This is a genomic window from Staphylococcus saprophyticus subsp. saprophyticus ATCC 15305 = NCTC 7292, assembly GCF_000010125.1.
In the GTDB taxonomy this organism is placed as follows: Bacteria; Bacillota; Bacilli; order Staphylococcales; family Staphylococcaceae; genus Staphylococcus; species Staphylococcus saprophyticus.
In genome coordinates this window covers 757548-772336 of record NC_007350.1, presented here as the reverse complement: position 1 = coordinate 772336, position 14789 = coordinate 757548, and the positions used below count along the sequence as shown (strand labels likewise).

Below are 14789 nucleotides of genomic sequence, written 5' to 3'. Positions count from 1 at the left end.
TTCTATTTTTCCTATTATATGAAAAATCACCTTATAGAACAAACATTACAATAAGTTGATTAATTTCATAGTGATTAAACTTGTAATAATAACAACGATCCAAGTCACTAAACCAAGTAATATAGGTTTGATACCCGCTTGTCTAAATTGTTTGAAATCCACATTCAAACCAATACCAGCCATCGCTATTGTAATTAAAAATAACGATAATTGTTGAAACATATGAATCACTGATGGTGAAAAATTGAAAATTGTACTTATCAATGATGCTATGACAAACCAAACAATAAACCATGGGAAGATTTTAGCTATGGATGTGTGCGATTGCTTCTCTTTTTCTTTTTTAATAGTTCTATATGTAAAAAATAAAACGACTGGAATAATCATTAACGTACGTGTTAATTTAACAACGGCCCCTGTTTCCAATGCAGTTTTACCGTAATTAGAAGTTGCTGCAATGACACTTGACGTGTCGTTAATCGCCGTTCCTCCAAAATAACCAAAAGTCGCTTGTCCCATATGCATGATATGACCAATTGGTGGGAAGATGAACACTGCTATGAGATTAAATAAGAAAATCGTCGAAATAGCAAATGCAACTTCACTTTCCTTTGCTTTTATAACCGGACTCGTTGCGGCAATTGCTGAACCACCACATATGGAAGTCCCTACCCCAATTAATATACTTAAATGTTCATTAATATTAAACAGTTTCATTAATACATAAACAATTAATGCCGCTGCAAACAATGTAACAAAAATAATTGGTAAAGATCTCCAACCGATGGTGCCAATAGATTGGAAGCTTAATGTAAACCCTAACACGACTATACTATAGTGTAATATTTTTTTACTGCTGAATTTTATACCAGCATCATATTTTTTAGGGATTGTTATTATATTATTAATTAAAATACCTATTATGATTGCAAATATAGCACTCCCAATGATAGGGAATTTACTGCCCATAATTGTAGCGACCATTGCGATTACTAAAGTCATAATGAGGCCTCTTGCTTTATCCAATCTTGCCACCTCCAATTTAAATACTATTTTAACATATTTCAGCTTATCTAAACTGTAAATATTGAAATGTACACGGTGTTATAAAGAAAAATTAAACTTATGTTTAAGAACTTTATTGCTAATCACACATTGTCTCTCCATATTTTATAAAATTCATAAAAAAAGTATCATTCACGCAATCGCAAAGATACTCAATTTATACATTATTAAGTTAACGTTAAAGCGCCCAGAATTGGCATCGTATTAATTAACACACCACCGAATTTGAGCATACCATTTATTTCTTTATCCGGTATTGTAATCAATGCTGCAATAATTCCTATTACACCAAAAATCATTGGAACAGCCATCGAAGGAAATATATCCGTCTTTAAAAATATGCCTGCACCAGATAAAAGACCACATACAAGTGATACATATAAAAACTTAATCATTTTAATGCACTCCCACTTCTATCTCTATAAGTAACTTACAATCAATTCATACTGACCTTCAAATATTGTATCTAAATCATCAGACGTTAATATAAAATTCTGTCCTTGTACTAAATCGAATACTTCACCATCAATAATGACTTGACCTTCACCTTTGAGCACAGAAATCAATACAAACTCTCTTGGTTTCATATAATTTAATGTACCTGAAATGTTCCATTTTACAATTGTAAAAAAGTCATTAGAAACAAGTTGTGTACGTTTATGATTTTCAATGATTTCAGTATCTGTTGGTATATTAATACTTTCATTTGCGATTTCAATTACTTCTTTCGCTTTAACTTGATTTAATTCGCGTTTATCGCCTGAATCTTGTGCACGGTCATAGTCAAACACACGATAAGTCACATCAGATGATTGCATCGTTTCGTAAACAAGTACACCTGCGCCAATAGAATGAATCGTTCCAGCAGGTATAAAATAGAATTCTCCCGCTTTAACTTTCACTTTATTAAATAACGAATCGTAATCCGCTTCATCAATCTTGTCAATTGCTGTTTCTTTCGATTGGGTATTTAATCCATATATAATTTCAGCGTCTTCTTCAGCATCTATAATATACCAACATTCAGACTTACCATATTGTCCATTCTCATTTTCATATGCATACGCATCATCTGGATGTACGTGTACAGATAAAGATTCTCTGGCATCTACAATTTTAGTCATTAATGGAAATTCTTGGCTCGGAAAATCACCAAATAGTTCTCGATGTTCATCCCATACTTGATCTAGTGTTTGCCCACGATATGGTTCGTTTAATATTTCACATTTGCCATTTGGATGTGCTGAAATCCCCCAAACTTCTCCGATATAATCACTGGGTAAATCATATCCAAATTCTTTTAATCGACTGCCACCCCATATTTTTTCATGAAAAATTGGTTTTAAAAATAACGGCATTCATCGCACCTCCAAATTCTTAAGTTGTAATCATATTTAAAATTATATTTTTTAAGTGAATGTTCTCATTTAAATTCATCTTTTTTTACAGAACTAGTGTGATTGTATCACATAATTACTGAGAGTATAAATGACTATACGCGTATTTCAATATATTTAAAATCACTTATTATTATATCAACGACCCATTTAAATTGGTAGTTCATTCTATTTTGTACAATCACATGACGAATCATTTTAATGAACGATTATATTATCGCCGGAAATTTTTCTTGTTTGGACTTGCCAATACAATCTAATTGACTTTATAATTAGATATAGAGTTTTTTACAAACTCTATCTGTTTTTACATATAAGGTATTGTATTAATTTATGATTATTTGGAAAAGCTGATTACTTTTTCAAATTATAAAATTTGCTATTAGGGGTCTGAGACATAAATAGGTGTCTTAGGCCCCTTTTCTATTTAGTAGTAGATGTAAAATACGCTGACTATTGGACACTATTTCATGTATGTATAAGTACCTTGCTCTAAAATTACTAAAATCCACACAACATGATAAAAGCACCTTTTCATATTATCATGTGAAATGGCGCTTTTTTTATTATGTTTCTTTGAAGTTAGCTAATATGGTTTGTTTTACTTCGAGTAAGTGAGATTGCATGGCTTTAACTGCTGTCTTATCATCCTGCTCTAAAATGGCATGATAAATCATCTCGTGTTCTTCGAGTAATTTAGTCATTGTTTTTTGTTTATCATAGATAAATATTTTTCTAGTTTCTTCCATTGAATTTTGCATAAGTTCTGATATGTTATTTAATAACTCTACTAATAATGAATTTTGAGCTGCATGTGCGATTGCAAGGTGGAATTCTAAATCTGCTTTTTCTCCTGAAGTGCCATCAATTACTGCTTCCCCCATCACAGACAATGCTGTCGCTAGCTTTTCTAAATCTGCTTTATTACGGTATCGTGCAGCATTTGCTACTGTTGCACTTTCAACAATTTCTCTGAGTTCTAATAATTCTTTTATTTGAACTAAAGAATTGAATTTGTCCCCAAATTCAAAAAAAGTAGGCTCAATTTGTTTGATAAAAGTACCATATCCTTGTTTCATTTCTATTACGCCTATCGTTCTCAGTGCATTCAACGCTTCCCTCACTGACGCTGTGCTTACTCCAAATTGCTTACTTAATTTTTGGATAGACGGTAATTTATCACCAACCTGATAATCCTCAGATTTAATATTTTCTAAAATGATATCTGCAACTTGTTCATATATTTTTGGGTTTGAAATATTCATATTAACCTCCAAGCGATATAATTTATTGTATCAAATTTTCGCTCGTAATTTGCTTAAAAAAGCAATTATTTCTAACAAAAAAGAACCAATTTACACCATCATGTAAATTGGTTCTTTATTTAATTATATTTTATTTATTTTTAAACTGGTCTAATGCGTCTTCGATTGATTGTTCACCGCTCACAACTTGAAATTCAGTATTTATATAATCATCCGTTGCAAGTACTTCTTTAATGACTGAAGCAACATCTTCGCGTGGAATTGAACCTTTATCTTCGAAAAATGCATCTGCTGCAAATTTGTTTATGCCAGAATCATTTAACAATATACCCGGATGCACAATTGTATAACCTACATCCGCTTGTTTAAGATATTCATCTGCATAATGTTTCGCGATCGTGTATGGTTTCAAATCACCACTTGCATCAAAAGCTTCTCTTCTAGAATCATAAGTAGACACCATGACATATTGTTTTACATGGTTTGCTTCACTGGCTTTAATTGATTTGATAGCGCCGTCTAAATCTACGCTAATTGTTTTATCTGCACCAGTGCTACCACCTGATCCTACTGAAAATACAATTTTATCGAATCCTTGTAACTTTTGAGTTAACGTTTCAATATCATCAGCTTCAACATCAATCAATGTCGCTTTCACACCATTGTCTTCTAAAGCTTGCACTTGTTCTTCTTTTCTAACACCTGCGACAAATGATTCGCCACTTTCTTTTAATTGATTTACTAAATATTGACCTACGCCACCGTTTGCACCTATAACTAATGTACTCATTATATAGCCTCCTTCAATAAAATCTTAAATTCATTTTAACACTTCTACATATTTTTAAAACTATTGTGCTTTGAACATTGACTATTCAACAAAATTATATTAATATATGAACAAATATTCATATATTAATGTGAAGAAATGAGGTTAGTAGATATGGCGGAATCAATTAATGAACAAACGGTAACATATGTCACCGATATTTTTAAAGCGTTAAGCGAAGGTAATCGCCTACGTATCATGCACCTTTTGATTCAAGGCGAATGTAGTGTAGGTCACATCGCACACACTTTAAATTTAAGCCAATCAAATGTTTCACATCAATTACGTATTCTTAAACAAGCACATTTAGTGAAATCGAATCGCCATGGGCAATCTATGATTTATCAAATAGATGATACGCATGTGACTACTTTAATAAAACAAGCAATTCATCATGCCTCACATAAACAATAATTGAAAGGTGGATATTCATATGTCAGAACATCACGAACATAATCATGCTCACGGTCATGTACACACTAATAATAAAAAAATATTGCTTATCAGCTTTTTAATTATTGGTAGTTTTATGATTGTCGAAATAATCGGTGGTTTTTTAGCAAATAGTTTGGCTTTACTTTCGGATGGTTTACACATGTTTAGTGATACAATTTCACTTGGTGTCGCACTCCTTGCTTTTATCTATGCCGAAAAATATGCAAATAAAAATAAAACTTTTGGGTATAAAAGGTTCGAAATTTTAGCTGCACTTTTTAATGGCGTAACACTTTTTGTCATTGGTATCATTATCATTATTGAAGCTATTGAAAGATTCTTTAATCCAGTAGAAGTACAATCGACTGAAATGTTTATCATCAGCGTTACTGGCCTGATAGTCAACATCATTGTTGCTTTATTAATGTTTAGAGGTGGCGATACATCGCATAACATTAATATGCGTGGTGCTTTCTTACATGTTATGGGAGACCTTTTAGGTTCTGTTGGAGCTATTATCGCTGCGATACTCATATGGACTTTAAATTTAACGATAGCTGACCCAATAGCTAGTATCATTGTGTCACTGCTAATTATTAAAAGTAGTTGGGGCATTACAAAGTCTTCATTAAACATTTTAATGGAAGGTACACCTATCGATATAAATATGTCTGAAGTCATTGCCACTATTAAGGAAGAGGATGCAATCCAAAGCGTACATGATTGTCACATTTGGACAATATCTAATGAATTAAATGCATTAAGTTGTCACGCTGTTGTCCCTCATGAGATGTCAGTAGCTCAAGGTGAGCAATTGTTAAATAAAATAGAACACAAACTACAACACTTGAATATTCAACATATGACGATTCAGTTAGAAACCAAAGATCACCAACATGACGATGAGACGTTATGTTCATCTATATATAAAACTACTGCACACAATCATGCACATGATCATTAAAAATCTTGACCAATTAAACAAATTAAAAAAAGCGAGTGTACGAAAGTCAAAGTCGATTTCGCATGCTCGCTTCTTTAGTATAATTTAGCATTTCTACTACTTCTAATATTAATCACTACTTGGGATTTCATTATTCATAGTCTACCCCTATATACAGCATATATAGGTTTAAATTACGTGTTTATAAAAATTTATCAAATATCAGCGCTTTAGCTGGTACTTGTTTCTCGTCAAATCCTCTTATAAATTCTTCATTGTCATATGGGACTTTAACACGTTCAATTGAAAATTCATTTTCATCAATCGTTACAATACCATAAACTGCATATGCACCATTATTAAGACCTACAGAGCCCGGATTAAAATAAACTGTAGATTTATCATCATATAAATGTACAGTGTGGTTGTGACCAAACACGATTAAATCTGCTTGTTTATCTTCAAACAAAGCTTTTATGTTTTCTTCACTAGGTTCCACAATTGGACTATATGGTTGACCATCAATCGGTGTAGTTAATTGTTCATTTGGTATTTCATAATGAATAAACAGCACTTTTTTTTGATTAAATGTTTTTTCAATCACACGTGGTAGTTCATTTAATCTGTCGTAATAATCTTCATCTAAATGACTTTCAATCCATTGGTGATGTTCGTAAAATTTGTCTTTTAAGTCTTCAGGATAAGGTGTGTCATTCACTATCGACATCACCGCTTCATCATGATTACCCGCGATGATTTCCATATCATCTCTGTCAAAAATTTCATCAAGTACTTTATTCGTTTCATGTCCAACCCCGATATTATCACCCAGGTTAAATATCTTATTGATATCTTCTCTTCTATCAATATCATCTAAAACAGTTTCTAATGCATCAAAATTTCCATGAACATCAGTAATTATTGCAAATTTCATGATGATATCTCCTTTCAACTTTTTCTCATTAGGACATTTTAACATTTTATTGCCAATTTGTTACCTATTAATTTTAAAATTATCAAATTTTTGATATCGTATGTTTATGACTAAAAAGGAGTGCTTAAAATTTGTTTAAATTTCATAAATTAGCATTACAAAATGCAAAACCCCAAAATGCTAAAATTTTAATGTTCACAATTGTAAGTTTTATAATATTGTTTGCTTTAACAGTCCTGACATTTATGCCAGTACAACCCGCTATTTATAAATTGTTAATGGCAATGGCTATGCAACAACCTATCGGTGGCGCCATATTTTCACTTGTACTTGCAATACTCATACCATTAATCGTATTTATATTTATTGGTTACCCATTAATAGCTGGAACTATCTACACTATAGACAAAGCTTTAAATAAAGACAAGGTAAATTTCAAAGATTTATTTTCAACATTTAAAAAAGGCAAATACTTAAAAGGATTAAAATTTTCTTTATTTACTTTAGTTTTTGTTATTATCGCATTGTTACTTAATTTACTAGTTTCAAAAGTACTAAATTTAGGAATCGTTCAACTATTTTCAGCATTACAAGGACCATTAAGTAGTTCTGATCATGCACTTGGATGGTCTCTTGCTTACCAAATTGTCGCAGCAACAATCGTATTATTTATTCAATCATTCATTTACTGGTTCTTAGCGATTATCGCAATCAATTATACTTTAGCTTTTGTTAAAGAACCTAGTGATGGTGCATGGTCATCAGTAAAAAGAGGATTTAAAGGCATTAAAAATGGTCAAAAAACTTGGTTCAAATTCTACCTTGGTTTATTATTACTAAATTTAATCGTCATCCTACTTGCTAATCCAATTAGTCAATTGGTTGCTATATTTACTGGTAGTATGTCTCAAACATTAGCAATGGTAATTATATACATTGTTACAGTCATTGTGATTATCATTAGATTAATCGTTTACTATACAAATATATTAGCGATTATTCAGTACTATAATCGTAATGGTGAAAGCATTGAAACTACAAAAGTTAAGAAAAATAAAAAGTCAAAACAACCTATAGATAATGAACTAGAAAGTAAGCAATCTAAAGCAAGCAACAGTGTAACGAATACAACTGAAAAGACAAAATCGAATGTTACTGAGCAATCTGAAAACATGCAAGACAAAGTCAAAGATGAAACATCAGATTTAAAAAACAATCTAAATAAAACTGACAAGTAATATCATTCGAAAAATAATCACGCAGATGCAAAAAGAGTCTGGGACAAAAATAGATGTCCCGGACTCTTTTTCATTTAGCCATTAGATGACTACCTTATTTTCTCTATGCCTATCATTTAATCTTGTAAGAAACGTGCTTTTAAATAACGTGCTGCACCATTATCTTCATTAGTATCATCAGTCACATCATCTGCTAGAGCTTGAATTTCAGGACGTGCATTTTTCATAGCGACAGTATAATGACCAAATGCAAACATAGCTCTATCATTGTCACTATCTCCAATCACTAATGTTTCTTGTTGCGCAATGCCGAAATGCTCAATCATTTCTTTTATACCCGTCCCTTTATCAATACGATATGCCATCGTTTCAGCATTACAACGTGAAGAATTAGACACACTAATTTGTAACTTATCTTGATCTTTTAATAAGTTATTTCTAAAGTTTGTTATTTTTTCAATATCTGGTGAAAATAAATAAATTTTTGAAAATGATTTTTCAGGTATACTTGTTTCCCAATCCACCTTATCAACGAGCGAAGCTTTTCGAGAAGACCATTCGGAAACACCTACATCACCCGGTGGCGTTGCTGGTTCAAATAATGCATTTGCCCATGCTTTATCTTCCTGTAAAACAATACGATTACTGTCAAATGGGAATATTTCATAATAGATTGCCTCTTGTTGTGCGCGTTGTACAATGTCAATTACAGCGTTGTAAGACAAGCTGTGCTTAAATAAAACGCTATCCTTAACCATTCCTAAAGTACCATTTGAACTAATAATACCATCGACTGCAAATGATTCAGGAACAAGATAATGTATTTCATTATGTGCACGACCTGTTGCTAAAAAGACTTTATATCCCTTATCTCTTAATTGTTGAATAACTTCTGTTGTTTCTAAATCAACACGATTATCTTTATGTAAAATCGTGCCATCCATATCTAAAAATATTGCCTTAACATTATCCATTTTTATATAATCCTCCATCACATATGATCATCTTAAATTATGGCATTAACTATGCTAATGTGCAATCTACACATTATTCATAAATAGTGCATAGCGTTGATTTTGATAGCGTACATTGACATTTCTATTAAAAAAGTTGCTCATAACATCACTATTTAAAATATCTTTAATATTACCTTGTTTATAATTCTTACCTTGCTTCAGTAAAAAGCCTTTTTGTATATCTTGTGTAATCTCTTCAATAAAATGCGTCACATATATAACAGCTAATTCAGGTTGTTGTTGGTACAATTTTTCGAGCGCTTGTAACAGATCTTCTCGTGCTATAAAATCTAAGCCAGATGCTGGTTCATCTAAAATAAGTAATTTGGGGTGACCCATCAGCGCACGAGCAATAAGTACCTTTTGACGTTCTCCTGTAGATAGATAACCATAGTATTTTGACTCAAAATCACGCATTCCCATTTGTTCTAAATATTGTTGTGCCAATTCAATATGATGTGGTTCTATAGTTTTAAATACACCTATGGAATTAAATATGCCACTAATTACAACATCTCGCACCAATTCGCCATCTTGAAAACGATCCATTAAACTATTTGAAACAAACCCTATGTAATCTCTGACTGTTTCAGCAGAATAGCCCACTTTTCCTGGTTGCATGCCAAATAAGTTTATCGTTCCAGCAGTATTTGGTTCGTAGGCGTTTAATATGTTTAGCAATGTTGTCTTACCAGCACCATTTAGGCCATAAAGCATCCATTTTTCACCTTCGTTAATTTGCCAGCTCACATTTTTAATGATTTCCTTACCTTGTTTTCTACGTGATATATTTTTCAAGTCAATTAACATGTTATACCCCTTTTCTCTTATGCAATTTCTAACATGACTTAACAAATCACCTTTATTCGATCATTTGTGTTGTCTAAATATTTTATCCAATGCCTTTCCTTTTGCCAGTTCATCTATCATTTTATCTAAATATCTAATTTCTTTCATAACGGAGGCTTCCATATTTTCTACACGTACACCACAAATGACACCCGTTATTTTTGTTCGCTCTGGATTTAAGTTAGCCGCTTGATTTATAAATGTTTCATAATCTGTCCCATCCGCAACCAAGCGATCAATCTCTGATTGCGTGTAACCTGTCATCCATCTTATAATTTCATCCGCTTCTTGTTTGGTTCTATCCTTTTTCTCTACTTTTTTAATTAATAAATCGTATACTTTTCCAAAAGCCATAGAATAAATTTTAGGTTTTTCCACTACATTCAACTCACTTTTAAAGTTTATCTAGTTATGATGATAAGCATAATAAACATAATAACATTTTAAAAATATTTTGATTTATATAATAATTAAAGTTCAAATTTGATTGTAATCGTTATCGTTGATTTATATTAGTGCTACTCATTTAAAACAATACAATTCATGATTAATCCACAATAACTATCATTTAACTACATACCTCAAACATTTAGTTCTCAATATACTGCCTATTGCACTGTATATCACTGAAATATAAATCAAAGTCATATGTTTTTATTATAAAAAAAGAACAAGAATGAAATCAAAACTTTAAGTTTGATTTCATTCTTGCCCTATTTATACAATATATGATTTCATGCATTTAAATTAGTTATTACAATAGCACTACTAATTAGCTGTTAATTATATGCTCTTTATTCAACTGTTACTGATTTAGCTAAGTTACGTGGTTTATCAACATCTAAATCTCTGTGTAATGCTGCATAGTATGAAATCAATTGTAATGCAACAACTGAAACTAATGGAGTTAATAGTTCGTGCACATGTGGAATAACATATGAATCGCCTTCTTTGTTCAAGCCATCCATTGAAATAATACATGGGTTTGCACCACGTGCAACTACTTCTTTAACGTTACCACGAATAGACAAATTGACTCTTTCTTGTGTAGCAAGTGCAATAATTGGTGTACCTTCTTCAATTAAAGCAATCGTACCGTGTTTTAATTCACCACCAGCAAATCCTTCAGCTTGAATGTACGAAATTTCTTTTAATTTTAATGCGCCTTCTAAACTGACATTGTAGTCTCCAGTACGACCGATAAAGAACGCATTACGCGTTGTTCTTAAGAAATCTGTTGCAATTTGTTCCATAATATCTGCATCATCTACGATTGTTTCGATTGCAGTTGTTACTTTTGCTAATTCACGTAATAAACTTACATCAACATTTTTACCATGCTCTTTAGCAACGATTTGTGACAAGATAGATAATACTGCAATTTGTGCTGTATAAGCTTTAGTAGATGCTACTGCAATTTCAGGACCTGCATGTAACAATAATGTATGATTTGATTCACGTGATAATGTTGAACCAGCTACATTAGTGATTGTTAATGATTTATGACCTAAGCGGTTTGTTTCAACAAGCACGGCACGGCTATCTGCTGTTTCTCCTGATTGAGAAATGTAGATAAATAGTGGGTTCTCAGAAAGTAAAGGTGTATTATATACAAACTCAGAAGAAACATGCACTTCTGTAGGGACACCAGCCCATTTTTCAATAAATTCTTTACCTACTAAACCAGCATGATAGCTTGTTCCGGCAGCAATGATATAGATACGATCTGCTTCGGCAACATCTTTAATCACTTCTGGATCCATCTTCAAGTTACCCTCTTCATCTTGGTACTCTTGGATAATACGACGCATCACTGCAGGTTGTTCGTGAATTTCTTTTAACATATAGTGATCATAAACGCCTTTTTCTGCGTCTGCTGCATCTATTTGTGCAGTATATGCTTCTCTTTCTTGAACTTGACCCTTTTGATTTTTGATAATGACTTCGTCACGTTTAACAATAACGATTTCATGGTCATGAATTTCTTTATAACGATTTGTAACTTGTAACATAGCAATTGCATCTGATGCAATAACGTTAAAGTCATCACCTACACCGATTAATAATGGTGATTTATTTTTAGCTACATAAATTGTATCTTTATCTTCATTATCAATTAATCCTAAAGCGTATGAACCGTCTAATAGTGAAACAACTTTTGTAAATGCTGCTTCTGTATCAAGGCCACTATTTGAGAAATATTCTACAAGTTGAACAATGACTTCTGTATCTGTTTCAGAAATAAATGATACATCTGATAAGTATTCGTTTCTTAATTCTTCATAATTTTCAATTACACCATTATGAACTAATGTAAAACGTTCCGTCGTTGATTGATGCGGATGTGAATTTTCATAATTTGGCACACCATGTGTAGCCCAACGTGTATGACCAATACCTACATTACCGTCAGTAGCTTCACTATCTGCAACTTTTCTTAATTCTGCGATACGACCCTTTGCTTTGAATACTGAAGTACCTTCATCATTTACCACTGCTACACCAGCTGAGTCGTAACCTCTATATTCTAATTTTTCTAAACCTTTTAATAATAATTCTTTGGCATTATCTTGCCCAATATATCCAACAATTCCACACATTTTAAAATTTCCTCCAATTTAATGGTAAAGAGATAATTGAACTTCTAGCGAATTCGAACCTGTCCAATTTAATATAAACCATCGAAAGCAGACTTATCCCTATATTTATCATATAGAAATTGAAAATACCTTGATGGCAATGGTTATCTCATTCACCGTATATTTTTATATTTAATTTTTGGCTATCTTATTAACTTTGTGCACCAGGTTACCCTAATGTTTTCCTTAATAAGTTAACGAATGAGCCACATCCGGGATAGCATCCGCCGATGGTTCGATAACTACCCTCCTCGTCTACAAACTTCGATTATCGTGTCTATTAAGATTTCTGTTATAAACCTTAAATTACAAACACATAACCTCTTCACTTGTACAGGCGCTTTAATTGAACTAACGCTTAAACTGTCCTCCTTCCTATCAATATTATTAATTGTACAATGTTCTTATTACTTAATGCAAATAATTTATTAACAATTTATTTACAAAATAACTTTGTGCTTAATCAGTGACATTTAACATGTAATATCCATATTTATGAAGTGTCCAGTTATATTCACAAACTTGTCAAAGATACTGTGACAAATTTGAAATTACTTTCTATTGTTTATTCCCCTGTACCCCCATACAATAAAGTTATAAATAAAAAGAGAAAAAGAGGTGCAATTCTATGTCACAAACAGAGACGCAAGAAAACAAAGGTCTTGGACGTAAGGTACAGGCATTTGGTTCATTTTTAAGTAGTATGATTATGCCGAATATCGGTGCATTTATCGCATGGGGCTTTATCGCTGCAATCTTTATTGATGGTGGTTGGTGGCCTAATAAAGATTTAAGTGAATTAGCTGGACCTATGATTTCATATTTAATTCCCTTGCTTATTGCATATAGTGGTGGTCGTTTAATTCACGAAATGCGCGGTGGTATTATTGCTGCTGTTGCAACTATGGGTGTTATCGTAGCATTACCTGATACACCAATGTTACTTGGTGCTATGATTATGGGACCACTTGTAGGTTGGTTAATGAAGAAAACAGATGAGTTTATTCAACCTAGAACACCACAAGGTTTTGAGATGTTATTCAATAATTTCTCAGCTGGTATCTTAGGATTCATCATGACTATTGTTGGATTTAAAATATTAGCTCCAATTATGGAATTTATTATGCATATCTTGTCACTTGCTGTTGAAGCATTGGTACATGCACATTTACTTCCATTAGTAAGTATTATCGTTGAACCTGCTAAGATTGTCTTCTTGAACAATGCAATTAACCATGGGGTTTTCACACCACTTGGTGCAGATCAAGCAGCATCTGCTGGACAATCTATCTTATACACAATTGAATCTAACCCTGGACCTGGTCTTGGTATTTTAGTTGCTTATATGATTTTTGGTAAAGGTACAGCAAAAGCAACATCATATGGCGCAGGGATTATCCACTTCTTAGGTGGTATTCATGAAATTTACTTCCCATACGTATTAATGCGTCCTTTATTATTTATCGCTGTAATCTTAGGTGGTATGACTGGTGTGGCAACTTATTCATTACTTGATTTCGGCTTCAAGAGTCCTGCCTCACCTGGTTCATTCATCGTTTATATGTTGAACGCGCCTAAAGGTGAATTCTTACACATGGTGCTTGGTGTACTCTTAGCAGCAATCGTATCATTTATCGTGGCAGCACTTATTTTGAAATTCACAAAAGAGCCTGAAGAAGACTTAGAAGCAGCTACCGAAAAAATGGAAGCTTCAAAAGGGAAAAAATCAAGTGTATCTTCTAAGCTAAAAGGGAATGAAGATAATAATGCAACTTCAACTACCGCTTCTACTTCAACTTCAGAAAATAATGAAGAACAATCAGAAGAAGCATTGTTAGATAATTATGATACTGAAAATGTAGACGCACATGATTATAGTAAAGTGAATCATGTTATATTTGCTTGTGACGCTGGTATGGGATCAAGTGCTATGGGTGCAAGTATGTTACGTAATAAATTTAAAAAAGCAGGCATCCAAGATGTAAATGTTACAAATACTGCAATCAATCAATTGCCTAGCGATGCACAACTTGTTATCACTCAGAAGAAACTTACTGACAGAGCAATCAAACAAGTTCCAAATGCAATCCATATCTCTGTAGATAATTTCTTAAACTCTCCTAGATATGATGAATTACTTGAAAATCTTAAATAATAAATAATCACTATATAGAACAAT

Annotated in this window: 14 protein-coding genes; 4 read left to right on the top strand and 10 right to left on the bottom strand. The window is 32.4% G+C overall.

Annotation, left to right across the window (positions count from 1 at the left end; translation table 11 throughout):
• Nucleotides 1–45: 45 nt before the first annotated feature.
• From SSP_RS03660 to SSP_RS03640, 5 genes are all read right to left on the bottom strand, one after another.
• Nucleotides 46–1026 carry a YeiH family protein gene (locus SSP_RS03660; RefSeq protein WP_011302648.1) on the bottom strand — a complete coding sequence of 327 codons (981 nt, stop codon included), beginning with the start codon at nt 1024–1026 and terminating at the stop codon, nt 46–48.
• A 206-nt stretch (nt 1027–1232) separates the two neighbouring features.
• Complete coding sequence (locus SSP_RS03655) at nt 1233–1460, bottom strand: hypothetical protein (protein ID WP_011302647.1); 228 nt, start codon at nt 1458–1460, stop codon at nt 1233–1235.
• A 24-nt stretch (nt 1461–1484) separates the two neighbouring features.
• Entirely contained in the window at nt 1485–2423 is a 939-nt protein-coding gene (locus SSP_RS03650; protein ID WP_002482686.1) for a type I phosphomannose isomerase catalytic subunit, read from the bottom strand.
• Nucleotides 2424–3028: 605 nt separating this feature from the next.
• Nucleotides 3029–3727, bottom strand: coding sequence for a FadR/GntR family transcriptional regulator (locus tag SSP_RS03645; RefSeq protein ID WP_002482685.1), 699 nt, complete (start codon nt 3725–3727; stop codon nt 3029–3031).
• 130 nt (nt 3728–3857) lie between these two features.
• Entirely contained in the window at nt 3858–4517 is a 660-nt protein-coding gene (locus SSP_RS03640; RefSeq protein WP_011302646.1) for an NAD(P)-binding oxidoreductase, read from the bottom strand.
• 153 nt (nt 4518–4670) lie between these two features.
• Here SSP_RS03640 and SSP_RS03635 point away from each other — a divergent pair, with 153 nt between their 5' ends.
• Both SSP_RS03635 and czrB read left to right on the top strand, forming a co-directional pair.
• Nucleotides 4671–4970, top strand: a complete 300-nt coding sequence (locus tag SSP_RS03635) for an ArsR/SmtB family transcription factor (protein ID WP_011302645.1) — start codon at nt 4671–4673, stop codon at nt 4968–4970.
• A gap of 19 nt (nt 4971–4989) precedes the next feature.
• Nucleotides 4990–5955 (top strand): CDF family zinc efflux transporter CzrB, encoded by a 966-nt coding sequence (czrB, locus tag SSP_RS03630; protein WP_011302644.1) that lies wholly within the window; start codon nt 4990–4992, stop codon nt 5953–5955.
• Between the two features lie 181 nt (nt 5956–6136).
• Here czrB and SSP_RS03625 read toward each other — a convergent pair whose 3' ends face one another.
• Nucleotides 6137–6868: a metallophosphoesterase family protein gene (locus SSP_RS03625; RefSeq protein WP_011302643.1), complete on the bottom strand. Its 732-nt coding sequence runs from the start codon at nt 6866–6868 to the stop codon at nt 6137–6139.
• A gap of 131 nt (nt 6869–6999) precedes the next feature.
• Here SSP_RS03625 and SSP_RS03620 point away from each other — a divergent pair, with 131 nt between their 5' ends.
• Nucleotides 7000–8106, top strand: coding sequence for a hypothetical protein (locus SSP_RS03620; RefSeq protein ID WP_011302642.1), 1107 nt, complete (start codon nt 7000–7002; stop codon nt 8104–8106).
• Between the two features lie 116 nt (nt 8107–8222).
• On the opposite strand, the gene SSP_RS03615 is transcribed toward SSP_RS03620, so the two are convergent.
• The 4 genes from SSP_RS03615 to glmS form a co-directional block, all read right to left on the bottom strand.
• The gene (locus SSP_RS03615) at nt 8223–9080 is read right to left on the bottom strand and encodes an HAD family hydrolase (RefSeq protein ID WP_002482679.1); all 858 of its coding nucleotides are present in this window, start codon (nt 9078–9080) and stop codon (nt 8223–8225) included.
• Between the two features lie 66 nt (nt 9081–9146).
• Nucleotides 9147–9932 (bottom strand): ABC transporter ATP-binding protein, encoded by a 786-nt coding sequence (locus tag SSP_RS03610; protein ID WP_011302641.1) that lies wholly within the window; start codon nt 9930–9932, stop codon nt 9147–9149.
• 60 nt (nt 9933–9992) lie between these two features.
• A complete protein-coding gene (locus tag SSP_RS03605; RefSeq protein ID WP_011302640.1) occupies nt 9993–10349 on the bottom strand; it encodes a DUF2200 domain-containing protein in 357 nt (118 codons plus the stop codon).
• A gap of 416 nt (nt 10350–10765) precedes the next feature.
• Entirely contained in the window at nt 10766–12571 is a 1806-nt protein-coding gene (glmS, locus tag SSP_RS03600; RefSeq protein ID WP_011302639.1) for a glutamine--fructose-6-phosphate transaminase (isomerizing), read from the bottom strand.
• Between the two features lie 667 nt (nt 12572–13238).
• Between glmS and SSP_RS03595 the strand changes: the two genes are divergently transcribed.
• Nucleotides 13239–14765: a PTS mannitol transporter subunit IICB gene (locus tag SSP_RS03595; RefSeq protein WP_011302638.1), complete on the top strand. Its 1527-nt coding sequence runs from the start codon at nt 13239–13241 to the stop codon at nt 14763–14765.
• The last annotated feature ends 24 nt before the right edge of the window (nt 14766–14789 follow it).